Below are 19,596 nucleotides of genomic sequence, written 5' to 3'. Positions count from 1 at the left end.
AGTTTTTTATATTAATTCTTATTCAAATGTGCTTTAAATAGAACAAATCTATTAACGTACTCTTTTTAAAATCAATTTTTAGGTCTACCTTTATTCTATTCAAATTTTAACGCTAAAATATTAATACAATAAAAAGATCTATGGAATCAGTAAATCACCCTTCATTTTATAAAATTTTTAAATCTGAAAACGACATCCCCGAAGAATATAAAGTTCCCGAAATCCACCAACGGGAATATCTGTTAAATGGTGAACTGGTTCAGTGGGACGGTGATGTACAGGAGATTTATTCACCAGTTTGCATCTCTACAGAAAACGGACTTGAGCGAAAGCTTCTGGGAAGCATCCCGAATATCGGTCCAAAGGAAGCAATGGAAGTTTTAGATGCCTGTGTAAAAGCTTACGACAACGGGCTGGGCGAATGGCCGACAATGTCTGTGGAAGGTCGGATAAAATGTATGCAGAAGTTTGTCTACCTCATGATCCGGGAGCGTGACCTTATCATCAGGCTGTTGATGTGGGAGATCGGGAAAACACTCGCTGATTCTACCAAAGAATTCGACAGAACGGTAGATTATATTAACCAGACTATTGATGCGCTGAAAGATCTGGACCGTGAATCTTCCCGTTTCCAGCAGGCGGAAGGTACGATTGCACAAATCAGGAGAGCGCCTTTGGGAGTGGTGTTGAGTATGGGACCGTTCAATTATCCCCTAAATGAAATCTTTACCACACTGATTCCCGCTTTGATTATGGGAAACACGATTCTCTTTAAACTTCCAAAGCATGGTGTATTGGCGCATTATCCGTTATTAAATGCTTTTAAAGAAGCCTTTCCGAAAGGGACAGTCAATACACTGTATGGGAAAGGATCTGAGATTATCACCCCGATTATGGAAAGCGGAAAAGTGAATGTTCTGGCTTTTATCGGCTCGAGCAAAGTTGCTAACGGATTGAAAAAGCTTCATCCGAAAGTAAACAGACTGAGAGCTATTTTAAGTTTAGATGCTAAAAATGCCGCCATTGTTACCAAGAATGCCAATCTTGATGTTGCGGTAAGCGAATGTATTTTGGGATCACTTTCTTTTAATGGTCAGCGATGTACGGCGTTGAAATTAATTTTCGTTCAGAAAGAGGTAGCGGAAGAATTTACCCAAAAACTTACGGCTGCTGTTGCTGCGATGAAACCCGGACTTCCATGGGAGAAAGATGTGAAGATCACGCCGCTTCCGGAAATCAATAAACCTTCTTATTTAAAAGAATGCCTGGAAGATGCTGTGGCAAAAGGAGCTAAAGTTCTAAATGAAAACGGAGGATTTCTGGAGGAATCTTTCTTTTTTCCGGCAGTAGTTTATCCCGTGAACAGTGAGATGAAGCTTTATCATGAGGAACAGTTTGGTCCTGTAATTCCTGTAGTTCCGTTTGAGAATATTGAGGAACCGATCGAGTATCAGGTGAACGCCAATCATGGAATGCAGGTGAGTATTTTCAGTGAAGATCCGCTGGAAGTTTCAAAATTAATAGATCCGTTCGTAAATCTTGTGAGCCGTGTGAATATCAACTGCCAGGCGCAGCGTGGTCCGGATGTTTTTCCGTTTACCGGAAGAAAAGACAGTGCGGAAGGTACTTTGTCAGTATTTGATGCGCTTCGTTCGTTCTCCATTCGCTCTCTTGTTGCGGCTAAGATAACGGATTCCAATAAAGATCTTCTGAATACGATTGTTAGAGATCATGATTCCAACTTCCTGAGTACAGATTATATTTTTTAGATAAATGTTTATAAATTAAACTGAATTCAGAATTATATTTAAAAAAATAATACAGTAAATCCGCAGTACGAAATGGTGCTGCGGATTTTTATGATTAGGCTATTCTCACTTTATATAGTAATTTTTCATCTTTAGCTGTAACATTTTTTTCATAAGCAAACTAACTCAATAGAGTGTAAAAAACCATGGATGTATTGGAACAGGAATTTTTAGAAAAAATCGAAATGCATAAAGGAATCATTTTCAAGATTTCCAAAATGTACATGGATGATAAAGATGACCGTGATGATCTTTTTCAGGAAATCACGTATCAGGTCTGGAAGTCTTATCCTAATTTCAGAGGACAAAGTGAATTTTCTACCTGGCTGTACCGCATTGCCCTGAATACAGCGATTGTTTTTCTTAAAAATGAAAAAAAACGAAATTTTATCACAGGCGAAAATTTCGTTGAATATAAAATCCCGTATGAAGAATTTGATAATGAAAAGGAAGAAAAACTCAACGCGATGTACAAGGCTATTCATCAGCTGAATTCTATCGATAAAGCTTTTATTTTCTATTACCTCGAAGATTTTTCCGGAAAGGAGATTGCAGAACAAATGGGGATTTCCGAAGGAAATGTACGGGTAAAAATGAACCGTGCTAAAAATAAACTTAAAGATATCTTAAGCTCAAATAAATAGTAATTTTAAATCAATTATCATGAATATAGATGAACTGAAAAATACCTGGAATCAGGATGATTCTTTTGAAGAAACCCCTAAAATAAGCATTGAACATAAAGAAAGAATTAATCTTCCGCTTGAGAAAATCCGTAAGAATATGCGCATGGAATTTTGGTCGACGGTGGGTGTTTTTGTTTTTGCCTTTGCACTTATCGCCGTGTCACCCGGACCTTTTAAGTTTAAATTTTATATTACCATTCTTATCGCTTCAATGGTTTTTGTGACTTTCTTTTTTTACAGTCAGTTTTTTAAGCTCTATAAGAATATGGGCAATCCGATGATGAATACTTATGAAAGTCTGAAAGATCTGCTTCATCAGTTTCAACTCAATAAGCAGTATTACCTGTCTTTTTATCTCGCTTTTGTACCGTTTCTGGTATGTGAAATCATTATTGTTTTGGAGTTTATTCCACGACCGGTACCGTTATCGGATCTGCATATTGCCATTACTCTTATCGGTACTATGGTTATCACCATGCCTCTGCTTTTCATCATAGGGAAGTGGTGGTTCAATAAATTTTATGAAAAATATATTGTTCAGATTAAAAATCTTGTTAAAGAACTCGGGCAATAGTTTCGGCGGGCTTTCAGCCCGCCGAAACTATTTTTTGCCATCAGTGCATTAGATATTTCTTATTTTTTGCTTTTTCATTTTTTATTTCAGTCAGAATCCAATCCAGCTGTGGATCTTTTTTATGGATGATATCCTCCATCGTTTCCTTTATAACGACATCTGGTAGTACTCCTTTTTTTGTGTGGGTGAAGTCAATATCAGGTTGTACAAGAACCAATCCGATTGGAAGGTCTATTTTAGAATTCGGAAGAATCTGGTAAGAATAGAATCCTGCTACTGTTCCATCGTTGGCACCACCTGTTTCTTCGCCAACCAATATTGCTTTTTTGTCATTTTTAAGCTTTGAAGTAAGAATAGACGATGCCGAAAAGCTTGCTCCGTTAATCAGTACAAAAATTTTTCCTTTAAAAGAATTCTTATCAGGTTTTGCAGGTTTGTCGGCTTTTATTTTATAGTAAAATTTTCCGTCTTTTTTGTAGGTGCTGAAAGTCTGCGCAAAGAAAAAAGCAGGATACGTAAATGTCTTGAAAGTATATTGCAGAAGATTGCTTTTCCTGAAGTAGTTTGTTTTTAAAGGGGTCGTTGCAGAATTTACCTGAGAAGGTTTAATAAGGATGTAGGGTTCAGAGGTAAGATAAGAATATAGTTTGTGTATCTCTTCCAGTGAACCTCCGTAGTTATTTCTTACATCAATAATCAGGTAGGAGGCTTCCGTATTTTTAATTTTTTCGAATGCGTTTTTATAAAATTTTGCAGAATAATCTCCTGAAAAACTTTTCACTTTTATATAAGCAATTGTGCTGTCTTTATCAAGAAACCTGAAGTTTCTGTTATAAGAATCATTAAAAGCAATATAATCGTTGATTTTTTTCTCTTTTGTGAGCTTTTTGTTTTCCTTATCTCGTTTTAAATCAGCTTTCGATTTGGATTCTCTCGTCAGGTTATATTCTTTTTTCTTTCCGTTATACAACGTTTCTATGGTTGCTCTATTTTCATAGCCTTTTTCTGCCACGTAGTAACTGAAAAAAAGATCTTTTAGAAAGTAAGGCGCAAAAGTAGTATTAAAACCGTCACTACTGATAAGTTTTCGGTATCGTTTTGTGTAATAAGATACAGAAACGTGGTCTATAGAAATAATCTCAGTTCCTGGTTTTATATTTTCAATAGAATCTTTATTTCCGATGATAAAAAGGCGATTGTCTTTGATATAATACTCAAAGCGGCTGAACATTCCTTTTTTATTTTCAAGATCTTTAATCTCTTTTTTTGTAATTCTTTTAGAGGGAATCCTTAAAGAAAGATGCCCTTCTCTGATGTCAGAAATAACAGGTTGCAGTTTAAAATAAAACTGAAGTGGGGTAAGCGGATCTTGGATGGTAGTTTTAACACTGTCAAACTTTTTGTCAAGATCCTGTTTTGAAATGTATAAGTAAAGATCAGGATGCATTTCTTTAATTTTAGAATACGCAAAATCGACATCCTCTCTCAGTTTTTCCGGAGGAATACAGGCAGTCTGCTGTTCATTATGCTTTCTTACTGATGCACAGGATGTAATGAGCAAGAGGAGAAAGATGACAAAATAATTTTTCTGCAATGTTTTTGTTTTTTATTTCAAAATTAAAATTTTAACCATTATGTTTGGAAAAAAGACATAATATTTTCATTTAAATTAAAGGATTATTTATTATCAATCGTCATAATTATTACTGTCTTACATTTGACACATCTTAAAAATGATTTATACATTTATTACTATAGCCGTTTTAATAGTTTTATTATACTTTATCATTACGAGCCAGGAAGTTTTTGGTTCCGAGGCTAAAGGAGAAAGACTTCTTAAAATGCAGCGTTCTGCAAATTTTAAAAATGAACAATTTCATAATCTTACCTGTACTCCTGCAATAGCTGAAGGATTTTCGATGCCGAAAGTTATGTTTAATTTTTTATTTGGTAAAAAAGATCCTCTTATAAAACCTTCAGATAAAATCCCTTCAATTCATACAGATTTGAAAAGCCTTCCGAAAGACCAGGATATTTTTATATGGCTGGGACATTCATCCTATTATATTCAGACAGATGGTATTTCATTTCTGATTGACCCTGTACTAAGTTCCTATGGTTCGCCATTCAGATTTTTTAATAAAGCATTTTCAGGAGCTGATATTTTTAAGCCTGAAGATATTCCGGCTATTGATTATCTGGTGATTACACACGATCATTATGACCATCTTGATTATCCCACGGTAAAAGCAATTAAAGATAGAGTAACAAAAGTAATCCTTCCTTTAGGGGTTGGGGCACATCTCGAAAGATGGGGTTTTGGTGCCGATCAACTGATGGAAGAAGACTGGGGAGCCGAGGTAAATCTGAAGAATAACAGTAAAATCATATTCACTCCTGCAAGGCATTTTTCCGGACGTAAAATGAAAAGAAACGTTACATTGTGGACTTCCTATATTCTCGAAACACCTACCAAAAAGATATTTCTGGGCGGCGACAGCGGTTATGATACGCATTTTAAAATGATCGGCGAAAAATATGGCCCTTTTGATTTTGCCATTATGGAAAACGGACAATATAATGAAGCCTGGAAATATATTCATGCACTTCCCGAAGATGTTATTCAGGCAAGTATTGATGTAAGGGCAAAAAATATCATCCCGGTACACTCTTCCAAGTTCGCTCTTGCACTCCATCCCTGGAATGAGCCACTGCAACAAGTGACAAATCTTGCAAAAAATAAAGATTTACATATTTTAACTCCGATGATCGGCGAGCCGGTGGACCTTAATAGCTCAAGTTACCATTTCGGTAACTGGTGGGAAACTGAGTAATTATGAGTGCCAGATATTCTTATATCGTGAAGGATGATTTTCAAACTGTTGCCGCACAAAATCGCACTCAGGATCTACAAGAAAATCTTTTTCTTCAGCATAGCGTACTAATTCGTCGAGAAGCATTTTTGCATAGCCATGTCCTTCACGTTCCTCATTCAGCTTGGTATAATAAACAATTAATAATCTGCCATCGACTTTAATGGACATATAACCTACTTTTTGTTCGTCAATTAATATCTGCAATTCATCCTGATATGGAGATATTTCAAATTTTACATTTTCCATGATTCCGTGATTTTTTGTGTTAATACAAATGATTTTTTAAATCTTTTCCTTTTAAAATTACAAATTATAACTGAAAAAAAACGATAGTTTTAAAGATTTATACAATCATCAATAAGATGTTCCTAAGATGAATATATTTTAAAGATAATCAATTATTTATAAATTGTTTTAACAAATATTGGCAATAAATAAACCGATTTGGCATCTTAATTGAAAATTTTATTGATATTTTAATTTAAAATAGATCGAAATGAAAAAGTTAATAACAATAATGTTAATTGGTACATTCAGCCTTTCTTATGCACAGTCGAATTATTATAATGATTATAGAAGAAGCATCACAGACGTAAATTGGCAGAATGTAATTTCCGAATTGGTATTGTCTGCAACGCAGGCAAATCAGATTTACGCACTTAATGATCGTTACAGGGATTATAATTCGTGGAATCGTGTATATGTCAATCATCCCGACAGATGGAGAAATGACAGATATGTAGAGCTAGAACGAATTCTGGGAAGAGATAAATATATTAAGTTTAAGAACAGATATTATAAAGGTCAGAATCCAGTAGCAGTTTACAACCGAAACAAAAACAATGATAAACGTTATAAACATATGGGTAAAAAATCGAAGGTTTATAAATACAAACACGGAAATGGGCATCATAAAAAATAACTAATCAATTTTTATTCAATTTTTTTAATGACTGATCGTAGGACCAGTCATTTTTATTTTATCTATGAGTATTATTTTATTAAATTATTTTGTTTGAATTTTATAATTTTGAACCATGGAATCAAATGAATCAGTAAATGGTTTTTACAAACGAATCGGCCTGGAATGTATAAAAACTCCGGGAGTCGGACATTTTAATGTTTTTTTGAGAGAAAACTGCGCAATGATTACTCCCTACAGCAGGAGAGATTATTATAAAATTTCACTAATTATCGGAAAAGGGAAATTACATTATGCCAATAAATGGATTCATGTTGATAGTCCGGCATTGTTGTTTTCAAATCCGCTTATTCCTTATTCGTGGGAGGCAGAAGATAGCGACCAGAAAGGATTTTTCTGTCTTTTTACCGATGAGTTTATGCATGCCGGAAATCGGATAAGTAATATTCAGGAATCTCAGCTTTTTAAAATTGGAGGAACGCCTGTTTTCTTCATCAATGAAGAACAGCAGAAAACAATCTCTGATATTTTCATTAAAATGATGACTGAAATTCAATCAGATTATCTGCATAAATATGATATGTTGCGTGCTTATCTGCATCTTTTGATCCACGAAACCATGAAAATTCAGCCTGCAGAAAATTTTGAGCCTTATCAGAATGCCTCGCAACGTGTTGTGTCTTTATTTATGGAATTACTCGAGAGACAATTTCCCATTGACAGTCCGGAAAGATCTTTACATCTGAAAAGTCCGGTTGATTACGCTGAAAGCTTGTCAATCCATGTTAATTCCTTAAACCGTTCGGTGAAAGAGATTACAGGCAAAACGACAAGTCAGCAGATTGCTGCAAGAATTATTCAAGAAGCCAATGCATTATTGAAGCATACCGATTGGAACGTTTCAGAAATCGCTTATGGATTAGGTTTTGAAGAGCCTGCTTATTTTACCAATTATTTCAAAAAGCAAACAGGCATTACACCCAACGCTGTACGATTGGATCTTGTTTGAATTTTATAATTCTTCGTTTGAATTCTATATTCAAATCAATGAATGGCTGTCATAATTTTGTAAAGCAAATTTTAAAATCACAAGTTATCATGAAATTTAGAAAACTAGGAAACACAGGAGAGCAGTTATCAGCTATTGGTTTAGGATGTATGGGAATGAGTTTTGCGTACGGACCAGCAGATGAACAGGAAAGCATTAAAACTCTTCATAAAGCGTTGGATCTGGGTATTAACTTTTTAGATACCGCTGATATGTACGCGAATGGAGATAATGAAAAACTGATTTCAAAAGTTTTGGTTCCGAACCGCGATAAAATTTTTATTGCCACTAAATTCGGTTTTCGTTTTAAAGACGGAAAAGCAGGACACAGCGGCGCACCCGGGACATATTTCGATGGATCACCGGAATGGATCAGAAAGGCCGTAGATCTTAGCCTTCAGCGATTGAATATTGATGAAATCGATTTGTATTATGCTCACAGAGTAGATCCGAATATTCCTGTTGAGGAAACTGTTGGCGCAATGGCAGATTTGGTTAAGGCAGGAAAGGTAAGATATCTTGGTTTGTCAGAGGCTTCTGCGGAATCTATTAGAAAAGCGAATAAAATTCACCCGATTACGGCGTTGCAATCAGAATATTCATTATTAACTAAAGATATTGAGAAAGATATTTTGCCGACGATCAGAGAACTCGGAATTACTTTAGTTCCGTATTCACCGCTGGCAAGAGGGCTTTTCTCGAATATCAATGAGTCACAGAATTTCGGAAATGACGATTTCAGAAAATCGTTACCGCGCTATCAGGAAGAGTTTCTTGAAAACAACAGAAATCTGGCGAGAGAAATCAATGAGTTTGCTCAGTCTAAAGGGATCAAAGGAACTCAGCTTGCGCTAGCTTGGGTACTGAATCAGGGACAAGATATCATTCCTATTCCCGGAACTAAACGCATTAAATATTTAGAAGAAAATATTGAAGCTACAAATATTGAACTTTCCTCATCAGATTTGGAAACTATAAATTCCATTCTTAAAAAATATCCGAATATTGGAGAAAGATACAGTGAAGGCGCTATGAAATTGGTCAACAACTAAAGATATTATTCATTCAGAATCCTGATTGCCTCAGGATTTTGATTTTTTTGAAAAAGTTTTAAAACAGCATGGTTACACTTAAAGAAAAAAACAAATTTATTGCAACTGTTTTAGCATTTGCCGTCATTCCTATGTCGGGTCTGGCAACGGATATCTATTTACCTTCAATGCCAAGCATGGCAACAGAACTTCATCAGCCGGAAAGCAATATTCAGCTTACATTATCTATATTTTTAATCAGTTATGGTCTGACCCAGTTTTTTGCCGGCAGCATTGTAGATTCGTTTGGGAGATACCGTATTTCGATGATATCCCTTGCTCTGTTTGTGCTGTCTTTTGTAATCACTGCGACAACCCAGAATATTTTTGTGATTTATGCCATGCGTATTTTGCAGGGCGTACTTTCGGGATTTGCCGTAGTTGCCAAAAGAGCATTTTTTGTGGATGTTTATGAAGGGGAAGAACGAAAGCATTACCTCAGTATTATGACGATTGTGTGGTCAGTGGGTCCTATTATTGCGCCGTTTATCGGTGGATATTTACAGAAGAATTTTGGATGGCAGTCGAACTTTTATGTACTGGCAGGATATAGTTTATTGCTTTTCTTATTAGAGCTGATATTTTCAGGGGAGACCTTGAAAAAAAGAAACCCGTTTCATATCGAATTTCTCATTAAAGAATACAATGCTATGTTTAAAGCAAAAGATTTCTTCTACGGAATGATTATGTGCGGACTGAGCTATTCGATGATTATGTTTTTTAATCTCTGCGGATCGTTTATTATCGAACATAAAATGGGCTATTCTGAAGTGGTAGCAGGATATGTTTCACTGATTCTTGGATTTGCCTGGATGACTGGTGGTTTCTTGGGAAAAGCATTAATCAATAAAGCATTTTTACCTAAAATACGGAATGCTAATTTCATTCAGTTATTTTTAATTATTCTGATGTTTATTGCTTCTTATTTCTCCAATAATATCTACAGTCTGGTTGCTTTTGCATTTTTGATTCATGTTACGGCCGGATTTATTTTCAATAATTATTTTTCTTACTGTATCGGAAGATTCCCGAATTCAGCAGGTATTGCAGGCGGCCTCACGGGCGGAGTTGCTTTCATCATTACTTCAGCCATCAGCTATGGAATTGTAGCGGTAATCAAGCCGCAGATTCAGCTTGAAGTGGCAGAAGGTTATTTCGTGTTGGGCATTTTAGGATTGTTTATTCTGAGTATGATTAAATTTCGTAAAGCACATATTTAAAACACATTTAACTTATTCGTTAAGTTTTAAAACAAAAAAGCTCCCTTAAAAAAGGAGCTTTCATTTTTATATCAAAAATCGGGAATTAAATTCCGTCAATGATTTCATTTAAAACTGTGCTTGGTCTCATAGCAGAGTACGTTTTGTACTTATCAGTTTTGTAATATCCACCGATATCCTGAGGTTTTCCCTGAGCACCGATCAATTCCGCATTGATTACTTCTTCATTCTCTTTCATAGTCTGTGCAACCGGAGCAAACTGTGCTGCTAATTCCGCGTCAGCTGTCTGATTAGCCAAAGCTTCAGCCCAGTACATTGCAAGATAGAAGTGAGAACCTCTGTTGTCGATTTGTCCTACTTTTCTTGCAGGAGATTTATCAGTCGCTAAGAATTTAGCATTAGCTTCATCCAATGCATCCGCCAAAACCTGAGCTTTGGTATTGTTCTGAGTTTGTGCCAAATGTTCTAAAGAAGCCTGTAAAGCAAGGAATTCACCTAAAGAATCCCATCTTAAATAGCCTTCTTCTACAAACTGTTCTATATGTTTTGGCGCAGAACCTCCGGCTCCTGTTTCAAATAAGCCACCACCATTCATCAACGGCACGATAGAAAGCATTTTAGCAGAAGTTCCAAGCTCAAGGATCGGGAAAAGATCAGTAAGATAATCTCTCAATACGTTCCCTGAAACAGAAATCGTATCTTTTCCTTCTCTTGCTCTTCTTAAAGTTTCAGTCATCGCATCTTTTACATCCATAATTCTGATGTCAAGACCATTTGTATCGTAATCTTTAAGATATTTTTCAACTTTTTTGATGATTTCTCTGTCATGTGCTCTTCCTTTATCCAGCCAGAAAATTGCCGGAGTATCAGATAATCTTGATCTGTTTACCGCCAGTTTCACCCAATCCTGAATCGGAGCATCTTTTGTCTGACACATTCTGAAAATATCTCCTTTTTCAACTTTTTGAGAAAGCAGAATATTTCCGTTTTCGTCCTGAACTTCAATCGTTCCTTCAGCACTTGCCTGGAAAGTTTTGTCGTGAGAACCATATTCTTCGGCTTTCTGAGCCATTAAACCAACATTCGGTACAGAACCCATTGTTGTTGGATCTAGTTTTCCGTGCGCTTTCATATCATCAATTACAGACTGATAGAAACCTGCATAAGAACGGTCAGGAATAATACAAACCGTATCTTCCTCTTTTCCTTCTTTATTCCACATTTTTCCTCCGCCTCTTACCAAAGCTGCCATAGAAGCATCAACAATAATGTCAGAAGGTACATGGAAATTGGTAATTCCTTTGTCTGAATTTACCATCGCAACTCTTGGTCCGTTTGCTAAAGCCGCTTCGATATCTCCTTTAATATTGGCTTCCTGCTCGTTTCCTTTAATTTTATCGAAAAGATCAGCAAGACCATTATTCGGGTTAATGTCTAATGACTTGAACGTTTCAGCATATTTAGTGAATACTTCTTTGAAGAAAGTTTCTACGATAGCCCCAAAAATGATAGGATCTGAAATTTTCATCATCGTAGCCTTTAAGTGAGCAGAAAGAAGTACATTTCTGTTTTTTGCTTCATCAATTGCCTGCTGAACAAAAGCTTTCAGTGAATTCAAATTCATTACAGAAGAGTCAATAACTTCTCCAGCCTGAAGGTTTGCAAAATCTTTTAATTGATTTTCAGAGCCGTCATTTCCTTTGAATACGATTCTGTATTTTGTAGCATTTTCTAATGTTGTTGAAGTTTCTGTTCCGTAGAAATCTCCGCTTTCCATATGAGCAACATCTGTTTTGCTGTCAGAAGCCCAGTCACCCATTCTATGAGGGTTTGCTTTGGCGTAGTTTTTAACAGCTTTAGGAGCACGTCTGTCAGAATTTCCTTCTCTCAACACAGGATTTACAGCACTTCCCAGAACTTTGGCATATTTAGCTTTAATCGCTTTTTCCTCGTCATTTTTAGGCTCGGCTGGATAATTTGGAACGGCAAAACCTTTAGCCTGAAGCTCAGCAATAGCAGCATCTAATTGAGGTGCAGAAGCCGAAATGTTAGGTAATTTGATAATATTTGCATCAGGCTGAGTAGCAAGCTGACCCAATTCTGCCAAAGCATCACCGATTTTCTGATCTTCTTTCAAAAATTCCGGGAAGTTGGCTAAAATTCTTCCTGCCAAAGAAATATCCGGAACCGCAATCTCAATGTTTGCTGATTTTGTAAAAGCTTTTACAATCGGTAAAAACGAGTGTGTTGCCAACATTGGAGCCTCATCCGTTAAGGTGTAATAGATTTTTGATTTGTCTGACATTATACTGTTATTTATTATTTGATTTTTTTAAGACTCACAAATTTAGTTAAAAATTAATTTTTTTAGATGAATACGAATTAAGATTTTCTACTTTAAGATTAATTTAACCTTTAATTGAACGTAAAAACTTTTCTTTTAATTAAATTTGAGAAACTAAAACAAAATTTATGTCAACAACAATCACTTTAAAAGGAAACGAAGTACATACGATAGGAACTCTTCCGTCTTTAGGAACTACAATCAGAGATTTTGCCCTGGTGGATTCGGGTTTGCATGTAAAAACACTTGATAATTTTAAAGGAAAGAAAAAAGTTTTTAATATTTTTCCGAGTATTGATACTCCTACCTGTGCATCTTCAGCAAGAAAATTCAATGAAGAAGCTTCTGCATTGCATAATACGGTTGTAATCAATGTATCTAAAGATTTACCTTTTGCTCTTGGAAGATTTTGTGCTGCTGAAGGTCTTGACAATGTAGAAACACTTTCAGATTTCAGAAGTAGTTTTGGTGATGATTATGAAGTGACTATTACAGACTCTCCGATGAAAGGGCTTCTAAGCCGCGCTGTGATTGTTACCGATGAAGATAATAAAGTGGTGTACACAGAGCAGGTTTCGGAAATTGCAGACGAACCGAATTATGAAGCTGCTTTAGCCGCTTTGAAATAAATAAAAAAATAAAGCTATTATAATAAAGCCTTGTAGGAAATCTACAGGGCTTTAAACTTTGTTTCTTCTTCAACATCAGCTCAACCTCAACCTTAATCTTAGCCTCTATCAACCTCAATCTTTTGAATCTTACACTATAAAAACCGTACCTTTATCCGATGAAACGTTCCGGAACAGCAGATTTACCACTTCACTATGGCAAAGTACCGCCGTGGTTGTATGAGCGTATGTCTATTCTTGGGTTGTCAATTGTTGAGGTTATTTTGATGGATTACGGAAAAGATGAGGTTTTGAGAAGGCTGGCAGATCCGTTTTGGTTTCAGAGCTTTGGAGCGGTCATGGGAATGGACTGGCATTCATCGGGGATTACCACTTCCGTAATGGGTGCATTGAAGCGTTCCATAAACCCCAATTCCCAATCACTCGGACTCTACATTTGCGGAGGTAAAGGAAAATTTTCAAGAGAAACTCCTTCCGAACTCATTAAGATTGCTGATAAAACAGGACTCAACGGAAATGAACTTGTAAGAGCCAGCAAGCTTTCGGCAAAAGTGGATAATACGGCAATTCAGGACGGTTATCAGCTGTATCTTCATAATTTTATCTTGGCTGATAATGGAAACTGGAGTGTTGTTCAGCAAGGAATGCATGAATCCGACAGTACGGCAAGACGCTACCACTGGCACTCTGAAAATATTAAATCCTTTGTAGAAGAACCTCACACTGGAATTAATGGAATATCAAGAGGTAAAATTTTAAACCTTACTGATTCTGAAGCTTCAGATAACAGAAAAGGAATTCTTGAAATTTCCCATACCGATTCTGCGGAAATTATGAGCGATTTTGCCAGACTGATTCTCCCTGCACATCACGATGTACAGGCTTCTGATGTTGATTTAAAGCGTCTGGGTGCACTTTTATATGTAACCCGCGAGCAGCAGCCTCAGAATTTTGAAGATTTACTGATGTTGGAAGGAGTAGGGCCAAGAACGATGCAGTCGCTTGCTCTGGTCAGTGAAGTAATCCACGGTGCGCCGTCAAGATTTACAGATCCTGCAAGATTTTCTTTTGCTCACGGCGGAAAAGACGGTCATCCTTTCCCGGTTCCCACCAAAATTTATGATGAAAGCATCAGTATTATCAGAAAAGGAATTGAAAAATCCAAGCTTGGAAATTCAGATAAATTAAAGACAATTAATAAGCTTCACGATATTGTAGTAAAAACCGAACAAACTTTTACTCCTGGTTTTGATATTCAGCAAGTCATTGAAGAAGAACGGCAGAATTCATGGCGCTTTGGTGGAAAAACTGTTTTTGGTGATGTGCAGAAGCCTTCCCCTCCGAAACCGATTCAGCTTTCTTTATTTTGATAGAATAAAAAAGCCTTATACTTTTTTGAGTATAAAGCTTTTGTTTATTAATGAACTCTGATTTTTAGATGCCTGTAGAAAGAGTGAGATCTTCCCAGTTTTTCGCATCTTTTGTAATTGCTTCTATTTTATTATTCAGAAATTCCGGAGCTCCTACGCCCAAAAGCAAATGTACCGGTGGATTTTCTTCTTTACTGATTTGTATTAAAACATCAGCAGCTTTTACAGGATCGTTCGGCTGGTTGCCATTGATTTCATCAAGATGCGCTTTCTCCGAATTTCTTGCCGCCTCATAAGCTTCAATAGAATTTTCAGGAGTTCTTACAGAATCTTTCGTCAGGAAATCCGTACGGAAATAGCCTGGATAAACAACGGTTGCGTGAATTCCAAAATCTTTCGCTTCTTCAGCCAAAGCTTCGGTAAATCCCGCTACCGCAAATTTAGTGGAACAGTAAACGCCCCAACCCGGGAAACCTCCATAATAACCTCCTACAGATGAAATGTTGAAAATATTCCCTGATTTTTGCTCACGCAAATAAGGCATGGCATTTCTGATTACATTTAATGTTCCAAAAACATTAACGTCAAAATTTGCTCTTGCTTCAGCGTCGCTAAGTTCTTCCAATGTACCCAGCTGTCCATATCCGGCATTATTAACAATCACATCAACTTTTCCGAAATGTTCTACTGTTTTATCCAGGGCAGTTTTTACATCATTGTTGTCGGTAATATTCATATTCAGGGGGAGAAACTGATCCGATTTTTCACCAAATACATCTGTTAAAGATTCTACCGTGCGGCTTGTTGCAGCTACCTTAAATCCATCAGACAATAATTTTTTTACCAGTTCAAATCCAAGACCTTTTGACGCTCCTGTTACAAACCATACTTTTTTTGTTTCCATTTCTTTACTATTTTTTTGTTTTAAATGATGGTACAAAGATGGAAAGAAGATAGTCTTTAAAAGTAGCCTGATCCACGAATGATGTATCCAAATCGTGAATATTCGCCAAGGCTGTTGTTGTTTAGTTCCGACAAAATGAAAAAAGAGAAACCCAAAAGCTTCTCTTTAATCATCATATTGAATAATTACCAAGGACTAATACCTGTTTCGTCTTCAATATCATTACTGAAATACTGTCCGGTAGGCCCGTTTTCATCCGTTAAGGTATGTTTAATGATGAAAGATGCGGCGCTTTCCACGGATCCTGGTCCGCTGTGGCCGTTGAAATCGGTTGCAGTATAACCGGGATCAATCACGTTTACTTTGAACGGCAGGTCTTTAAGTTCATATGCCAGTGCAATGGTGTAAGCATTTAATGCCGACTTTGAAGGACCATAGGCAGCACTTTTCACATGATAATATTTCCAGTCCGGATCGCTATGTAAGGTAAGTGAACCTAATCCCGAAGTAATGTTGCTGATGCGTGGCTATCCGACCTTTTAAGCAAATCTAAAAAGATCTGTGTAACATTAATCACCCCAAAAAAATTGGTGTCAAATACGGATATCATTTACGGATGTTTCTGTCGCCGTCTGAGGATTTACGCCCAGAATTCCTGCATTGTTAATCAGGATATCCAGTTTTCCATGTTCGGTTTCAATACTGTTTTTTGCTTTTCTAATTGATTCGGGATTGGTAACGTCAATTTCTACAGCTTTAATATTCTGATGTCCTTTTTCGGTTAATTGTTTTACAGTTTCCTCTCCTTTTTGGAGATTTCTGCTTCCGATGTAAACAAATAATCCTTCTTCTGAAAGCTGTTTTGCAGTTTCAAGTCCAATACTTCTGTTGGCTCCTGTAATTAATACTGTTTTCATTTTTATATTTAAATTAATGGTGTAAAATTCCGGTAATAAAACAGTAAGGCATTTGTCATTTGGCAAAAAGATAGGGATAAATGAGATTTGAGGATTGTAGTTAGAAGAATTTAAAGGTTTAGTCGATCTTTTAAGCTTGTTTAGTTTATCCGGTATAAAATTCTTATGGAGGGATGATAAAAATTCAGAGAATTTCTGTCGGACGATTTAAAATGAACGTGAGCCCACCAGAATACAATTTTAAAGCTTGATATTCTTCCTGATTCTGCTCAAAGAAGACTGTGTAACGCCGAGGTAGGAAGCAATATAAGAAAGCGGGATTCTGTTAACCACAGTTGGGTAGATCTCCAGGAATTTCAGATAGCGTGTTGTAGCATCTTCGGTAACAAGCGGACTTCTTCTTTCCACTTTCTGCATCAAAGCTCTTGAAATGATTTTATGGACAATGGCATCGAAACCTACAATCGTCTGCAAGAGTTCAAGCCAGTCTTTTCTTTGAAAAACAATCATTTTAGATTCTGTTACTGCCTGAACATAAGCGCTTGAACTAATTTGGTTATCAAAGCTTTCCAAATCTACAACGAGATTATTTTCTTCAATAAAATATTTGGTGATTTCCTCGCTTTTGTTGTTGTAATAGCAAACACGAAAAATTCCGTCCACTACAAACCCGACCTGTTTTGCAATTTTACCGGCCTCAGAAAAATATTCTTCTTTATGAAAATTAACCTCTGTGGCTTTGCTTTCAATAAAATCCATCTGTTGTTGGTTGAGATTGCCGAATCTCAGAATAAAATCAAATAATTCTTTCATAGATGCAATTTAGAGAAAGAAAATTTCCAGACATTTGCCATTTGGTAAAAAATGAAGCCAATATGAAACAGACGAATATAATTAAACATCCTTTATAAAATCCTCATATTCATAATAAAACGTTTCAAAGCAATCCATTTTATCAACAAAGAACTGAAAAATTTCCTGCCATGTATTTTTATTAAAAATGGAAACGTTATGCTTTTCAACCCAGATTCTGGCCATTACTTTTCCGTTTTCCAGGGTATAATATTCGTCTTTGTAAAAATCGCCGATAAAATCTTTCAGGATGTCTTCCAGCGACCATATTTTTTCATAATAAGCATTTCTGAAAATCTCATCTTTCATCTCAATATCCAAAGAGACTTCGGCTTTTTTATTATCTGCATAAAACTTGAACGACATATCCTTGATCTTAGTATCATACAAAATCCATTTTCTCGGGAAAGACTTTCCAAAAGCCGTCCAGAATTCTTTCTTTAACTGCTGTGCTTCCTGTTTACTGAACATATGACAAAAGTAAGTATTTTGACTGGAATGGAATACCGCTTATGAATGACAGAAATCCGAACGACTTTAAATGTCTTTATCCGAAAAGATAATCGAGAATATTATTTTTCGCTAAATTTTGCTATTGCTTCAGGTGTTGCCGGTGTAAAAAAGTTAACAAGATTCCCATCAGGATCACGGAACAAAAATGATTTGTTACCCCACGGCATCATGGTTGGCTTTTGTACAATGTTTTCTTGAAGATAATCTGATAATCTTTGAAATTCCTTATCAACATCATCTACCTTAAACTCAATGATAACTGTTCGATTTTGTGCTGGTTGTGCCACATCCTCTCCGCCAAAAAACTGTAATGTTTTTGTACTTCCAATCGCAAAGGTTGTTGTTGGGGTCTTCAGCTCGGCAAAATCAGGGGTGTATTGCACAATTTGCAATCCTGTTATTTGCTTATAAAATGCTACCAACCTTTCCATGTCAGCAGTAATAATGCGGATCGATAATAAATTCATTGTTTTAAATATTAAATTACATCACAAAATTAATCTTAGTGTGTGACAACATCATGTCAGCAGGTTTTTATTTTTTCTTTTGTAGTCAGATAAAAAACTTTATAATAAAGCATTTATCGTTTTCTAATCTCCTGACTTCACATTATTTTATACATTTCAAACAATTTTCCTATTTTTGCTGTAATGCTGTCTAAAAAATCTCAATATGCTTTTAAAGCACTGTCGTACCTTGTGGAGAAAAGGAACGACGGTCCTATCCTTATTTCCGAAATTGCAGCTCATAAGAAAATCCCTTTGAAATTTTTGGAAAATATTTTACTTGAACTGAAAAAAGCGGAAATTCTGGATAGTAAAAAAGGAAAAGGAGGAGGATATTTCTTTAAAGAAAATCCTGAAAATGTAAAGCTGGCAAAAATCATCCGCCTGGTAAATGGACCTATTGCTTTGCTACCTTGTGTAAGCCTTAACTTCTACGAAAAATGCGAAGACTGTAATGAAGATCACTGCAGCCTGCACGACGTACTGATCGAAGTTCGGGACGCTTCGCTTAATATTCTGGAAAGAAAAACGTTAATGGATCTGGTCGACTGAGATTGATCCTTTTTTTAATTTATTAGTCTACTTTTTTGGTGGGATAATAATTTTATTGGATATTTGCATCACTTCAAATGGATAATTTATGATTTCAAAAGAAGATGCAGATATACTAAAACAGCTTTCAGCAGAGGAGGGATTGAAATTTATTTCATCAAAATTTCCGGAAACCGCTGTTTTCTCAACATCACTTGGTCAGGAAGATCAGGTTATTACCGATATCATTTTCAGAAATAAGCTACCGATAAAAGTTTTTACGCTGGATACGGGCAGGCTTTTTTATGAACATTACGAATTACTTTCACAAAATAACGCGAGGTACAAAACAAAAACCGAAGTTTATTTCCCGGATCCTTCAGATGTGGAAAAATATGTGAATGAAAAAGGTATTAATGCTTTTTATCATTCTGTTGAAAACAGAAAAGAATGCTGCTTTATTAGAAAGGTTAAACCTTTAAATCGTGCGCTTGAAAATGCGGAAATTTGGATTACCGGATTACGTTCCGAACAGTCGGAAAACCGTGAGAATATGCCTGTCATCGAATGGGACGAGGAACGAAAACTTTATAAATATAATCCCCTCATCAACTGGAATTATCAGCAGGTTCTTGTGTATTTGCAACAAAATAAAGTACAGGAGCTGTCTTTACACAAGAAAGGTTTTATCAGCGTAGGTTGCCAGCCATGCACAAGACCAATTGTGGAGGGAGAAAATCCGCGTGCAGGACGTTGGTGGTGGGAAGATTCGCAGAAGGAATGCGGTCTTCACACGCATTAATTC

At 36.2% G+C, this 19,596-nt stretch carries 21 protein-coding genes; 12 read left to right on the top strand and 9 right to left on the bottom strand.

The features are described from left to right. Positions 1-140 precede the first annotated feature (140 nt). The 3 genes from BLR30_RS11480 (at position 141) to BLR30_RS11470 (ending at position 3,068) form a co-directional block, all read left to right on the top strand. Complete coding sequence (locus tag BLR30_RS11480; protein WP_089858653.1) at positions 141-1,769, top strand: NADP-dependent glyceraldehyde-3-phosphate dehydrogenase; 1,629 nt, start codon at positions 141-143, stop codon at positions 1,767-1,769. A gap of 185 nt (positions 1,770-1,954) precedes the next feature. Continuing rightward, positions 1,955-2,452: an RNA polymerase sigma factor gene (locus BLR30_RS11475; protein ID WP_089858650.1), complete on the top strand. Its 498-nt coding sequence runs from the start codon at positions 1,955-1,957 to the stop codon at positions 2,450-2,452. A 19-nt stretch (positions 2,453-2,471) separates the two neighbouring features. Next, the gene (locus BLR30_RS11470) at positions 2,472-3,068 is read left to right on the top strand and encodes a hypothetical protein (protein ID WP_089858648.1); all 597 of its coding nucleotides are present in this window, start codon (positions 2,472-2,474) and stop codon (positions 3,066-3,068) included. Between the two features lie 40 nt (positions 3,069-3,108). Here the strand turns inward: BLR30_RS11470 and BLR30_RS11465 are convergent, their stop codons facing one another. Further along, entirely contained in the window at positions 3,109-4,662 is a 1,554-nt protein-coding gene (locus tag BLR30_RS11465; protein WP_089858644.1) for a S41 family peptidase, read from the bottom strand. 139 nt (positions 4,663-4,801) lie between these two features. Between BLR30_RS11465 and BLR30_RS11460 the strand changes: the two genes are divergently transcribed. After that, positions 4,802-5,902 (top strand): MBL fold metallo-hydrolase, encoded by a 1,101-nt coding sequence (locus BLR30_RS11460; protein ID WP_089858641.1) that lies wholly within the window; start codon positions 4,802-4,804, stop codon positions 5,900-5,902. Here the strand turns inward: BLR30_RS11460 and BLR30_RS11455 are convergent, their stop codons facing one another. Beyond that, positions 5,903-6,190 (bottom strand): GNAT family N-acetyltransferase, encoded by a 288-nt coding sequence (locus BLR30_RS11455; protein WP_089858638.1) that lies wholly within the window; start codon positions 6,188-6,190, stop codon positions 5,903-5,905. It lies immediately after the preceding gene. Positions 6,191-6,440: 250 nt separating this feature from the next. Between BLR30_RS11455 and BLR30_RS11450 the strand changes: the two genes are divergently transcribed. From BLR30_RS11450 to BLR30_RS11435, 4 genes are all read left to right on the top strand, one after another. Further along, positions 6,441-6,866, top strand: coding sequence for a hypothetical protein (locus BLR30_RS11450; protein ID WP_089858636.1), 426 nt, complete (start codon positions 6,441-6,443; stop codon positions 6,864-6,866). Between the two features lie 115 nt (positions 6,867-6,981). Next, a complete protein-coding gene (locus tag BLR30_RS11445; protein WP_089858633.1) occupies positions 6,982-7,875 on the top strand; it encodes a helix-turn-helix domain-containing protein in 894 nt (297 codons plus the stop codon). Between the two features lie 89 nt (positions 7,876-7,964). Then, a complete protein-coding gene (locus BLR30_RS11440) occupies positions 7,965-8,966 on the top strand; it encodes an aldo/keto reductase (RefSeq protein ID WP_089858833.1) in 1,002 nt (333 codons plus the stop codon). Between the two features lie 68 nt (positions 8,967-9,034). Next, entirely contained in the window at positions 9,035-10,225 is a 1,191-nt protein-coding gene (locus tag BLR30_RS11435) for an MFS transporter (protein ID WP_089858630.1), read from the top strand. An 85-nt stretch (positions 10,226-10,310) separates the two neighbouring features. On the opposite strand, the gene BLR30_RS11430 is transcribed toward BLR30_RS11435, so the two are convergent. Continuing rightward, positions 10,311-12,530, bottom strand: a complete 2,220-nt coding sequence (locus tag BLR30_RS11430; protein WP_089858627.1) for an NADP-dependent isocitrate dehydrogenase — start codon at positions 12,528-12,530, stop codon at positions 10,311-10,313. A 167-nt stretch (positions 12,531-12,697) separates the two neighbouring features. Here BLR30_RS11430 and tpx point away from each other — a divergent pair, with 167 nt between their 5' ends. Both tpx and BLR30_RS11420 read left to right on the top strand, forming a co-directional pair. Next, a complete protein-coding gene (gene tpx, locus BLR30_RS11425) occupies positions 12,698-13,198 on the top strand; it encodes a thiol peroxidase (protein WP_089858624.1) in 501 nt (166 codons plus the stop codon). A gap of 158 nt (positions 13,199-13,356) precedes the next feature. After that, positions 13,357-14,568 (top strand): DUF763 domain-containing protein, encoded by a 1,212-nt coding sequence (locus BLR30_RS11420; RefSeq protein WP_089858621.1) that lies wholly within the window; start codon positions 13,357-13,359, stop codon positions 14,566-14,568. A gap of 64 nt (positions 14,569-14,632) precedes the next feature. Here the strand turns inward: BLR30_RS11420 and BLR30_RS11415 are convergent, their stop codons facing one another. The 6 genes from BLR30_RS11415 to BLR30_RS11395 all read right to left on the bottom strand — a co-directional run bounded on the left by BLR30_RS11415 (position 14,633) and on the right by BLR30_RS11395 (position 18,221). Further along, the gene (locus BLR30_RS11415; RefSeq protein ID WP_089858618.1) at positions 14,633-15,472 is read right to left on the bottom strand and encodes an SDR family NAD(P)-dependent oxidoreductase; all 840 of its coding nucleotides are present in this window, start codon (positions 15,470-15,472) and stop codon (positions 14,633-14,635) included. Positions 15,473-15,657: 185 nt separating this feature from the next. Then, entirely contained in the window at positions 15,658-15,924 is a 267-nt protein-coding gene (locus tag BLR30_RS18035; protein WP_317041393.1) for an SDR family NAD(P)-dependent oxidoreductase, read from the bottom strand. A 141-nt stretch (positions 15,925-16,065) separates the two neighbouring features. Beyond that, positions 16,066-16,389 (bottom strand): SDR family NAD(P)-dependent oxidoreductase, encoded by a 324-nt coding sequence (locus tag BLR30_RS18030; RefSeq protein ID WP_317041392.1) that lies wholly within the window; start codon positions 16,387-16,389, stop codon positions 16,066-16,068. A 240-nt stretch (positions 16,390-16,629) separates the two neighbouring features. After that, complete coding sequence (locus tag BLR30_RS11405; RefSeq protein WP_089858616.1) at positions 16,630-17,202, bottom strand: Crp/Fnr family transcriptional regulator; 573 nt, start codon at positions 17,200-17,202, stop codon at positions 16,630-16,632. Between the two features lie 81 nt (positions 17,203-17,283). Then, the gene (locus BLR30_RS11400) at positions 17,284-17,712 is read right to left on the bottom strand and encodes a DUF4268 domain-containing protein (RefSeq protein WP_089858613.1); all 429 of its coding nucleotides are present in this window, start codon (positions 17,710-17,712) and stop codon (positions 17,284-17,286) included. A gap of 101 nt (positions 17,713-17,813) precedes the next feature. After that, the gene (locus BLR30_RS11395) at positions 17,814-18,221 is read right to left on the bottom strand and encodes a VOC family protein (RefSeq protein ID WP_089858609.1); all 408 of its coding nucleotides are present in this window, start codon (positions 18,219-18,221) and stop codon (positions 17,814-17,816) included. Positions 18,222-18,404: 183 nt separating this feature from the next. Here BLR30_RS11395 and BLR30_RS11390 point away from each other — a divergent pair, with 183 nt between their 5' ends. Together BLR30_RS11390 and BLR30_RS11385 are read left to right on the top strand one after the other, a co-directional pair. Further along, positions 18,405-18,812, top strand: coding sequence for an RrF2 family transcriptional regulator (locus tag BLR30_RS11390; protein WP_089858605.1), 408 nt, complete (start codon positions 18,405-18,407; stop codon positions 18,810-18,812). Between the two features lie 88 nt (positions 18,813-18,900). Then, positions 18,901-19,593, top strand: coding sequence for a phosphoadenylyl-sulfate reductase (locus BLR30_RS11385; RefSeq protein WP_089858602.1), 693 nt, complete (start codon positions 18,901-18,903; stop codon positions 19,591-19,593). The last annotated feature ends 3 nt before the right edge of the window (positions 19,594-19,596 follow it).

Origin of the sequence: Chryseobacterium taeanense (assembly GCF_900099685.1) — a bacterium.
GTDB classification, from domain to species: Bacteria; Bacteroidota; Bacteroidia; order Flavobacteriales; family Weeksellaceae; genus Chryseobacterium; species Chryseobacterium taeanense.
Note: the sequence above shows the minus strand (reverse complement) of the source record. Positions and strands in the feature narration are given on the sequence as shown.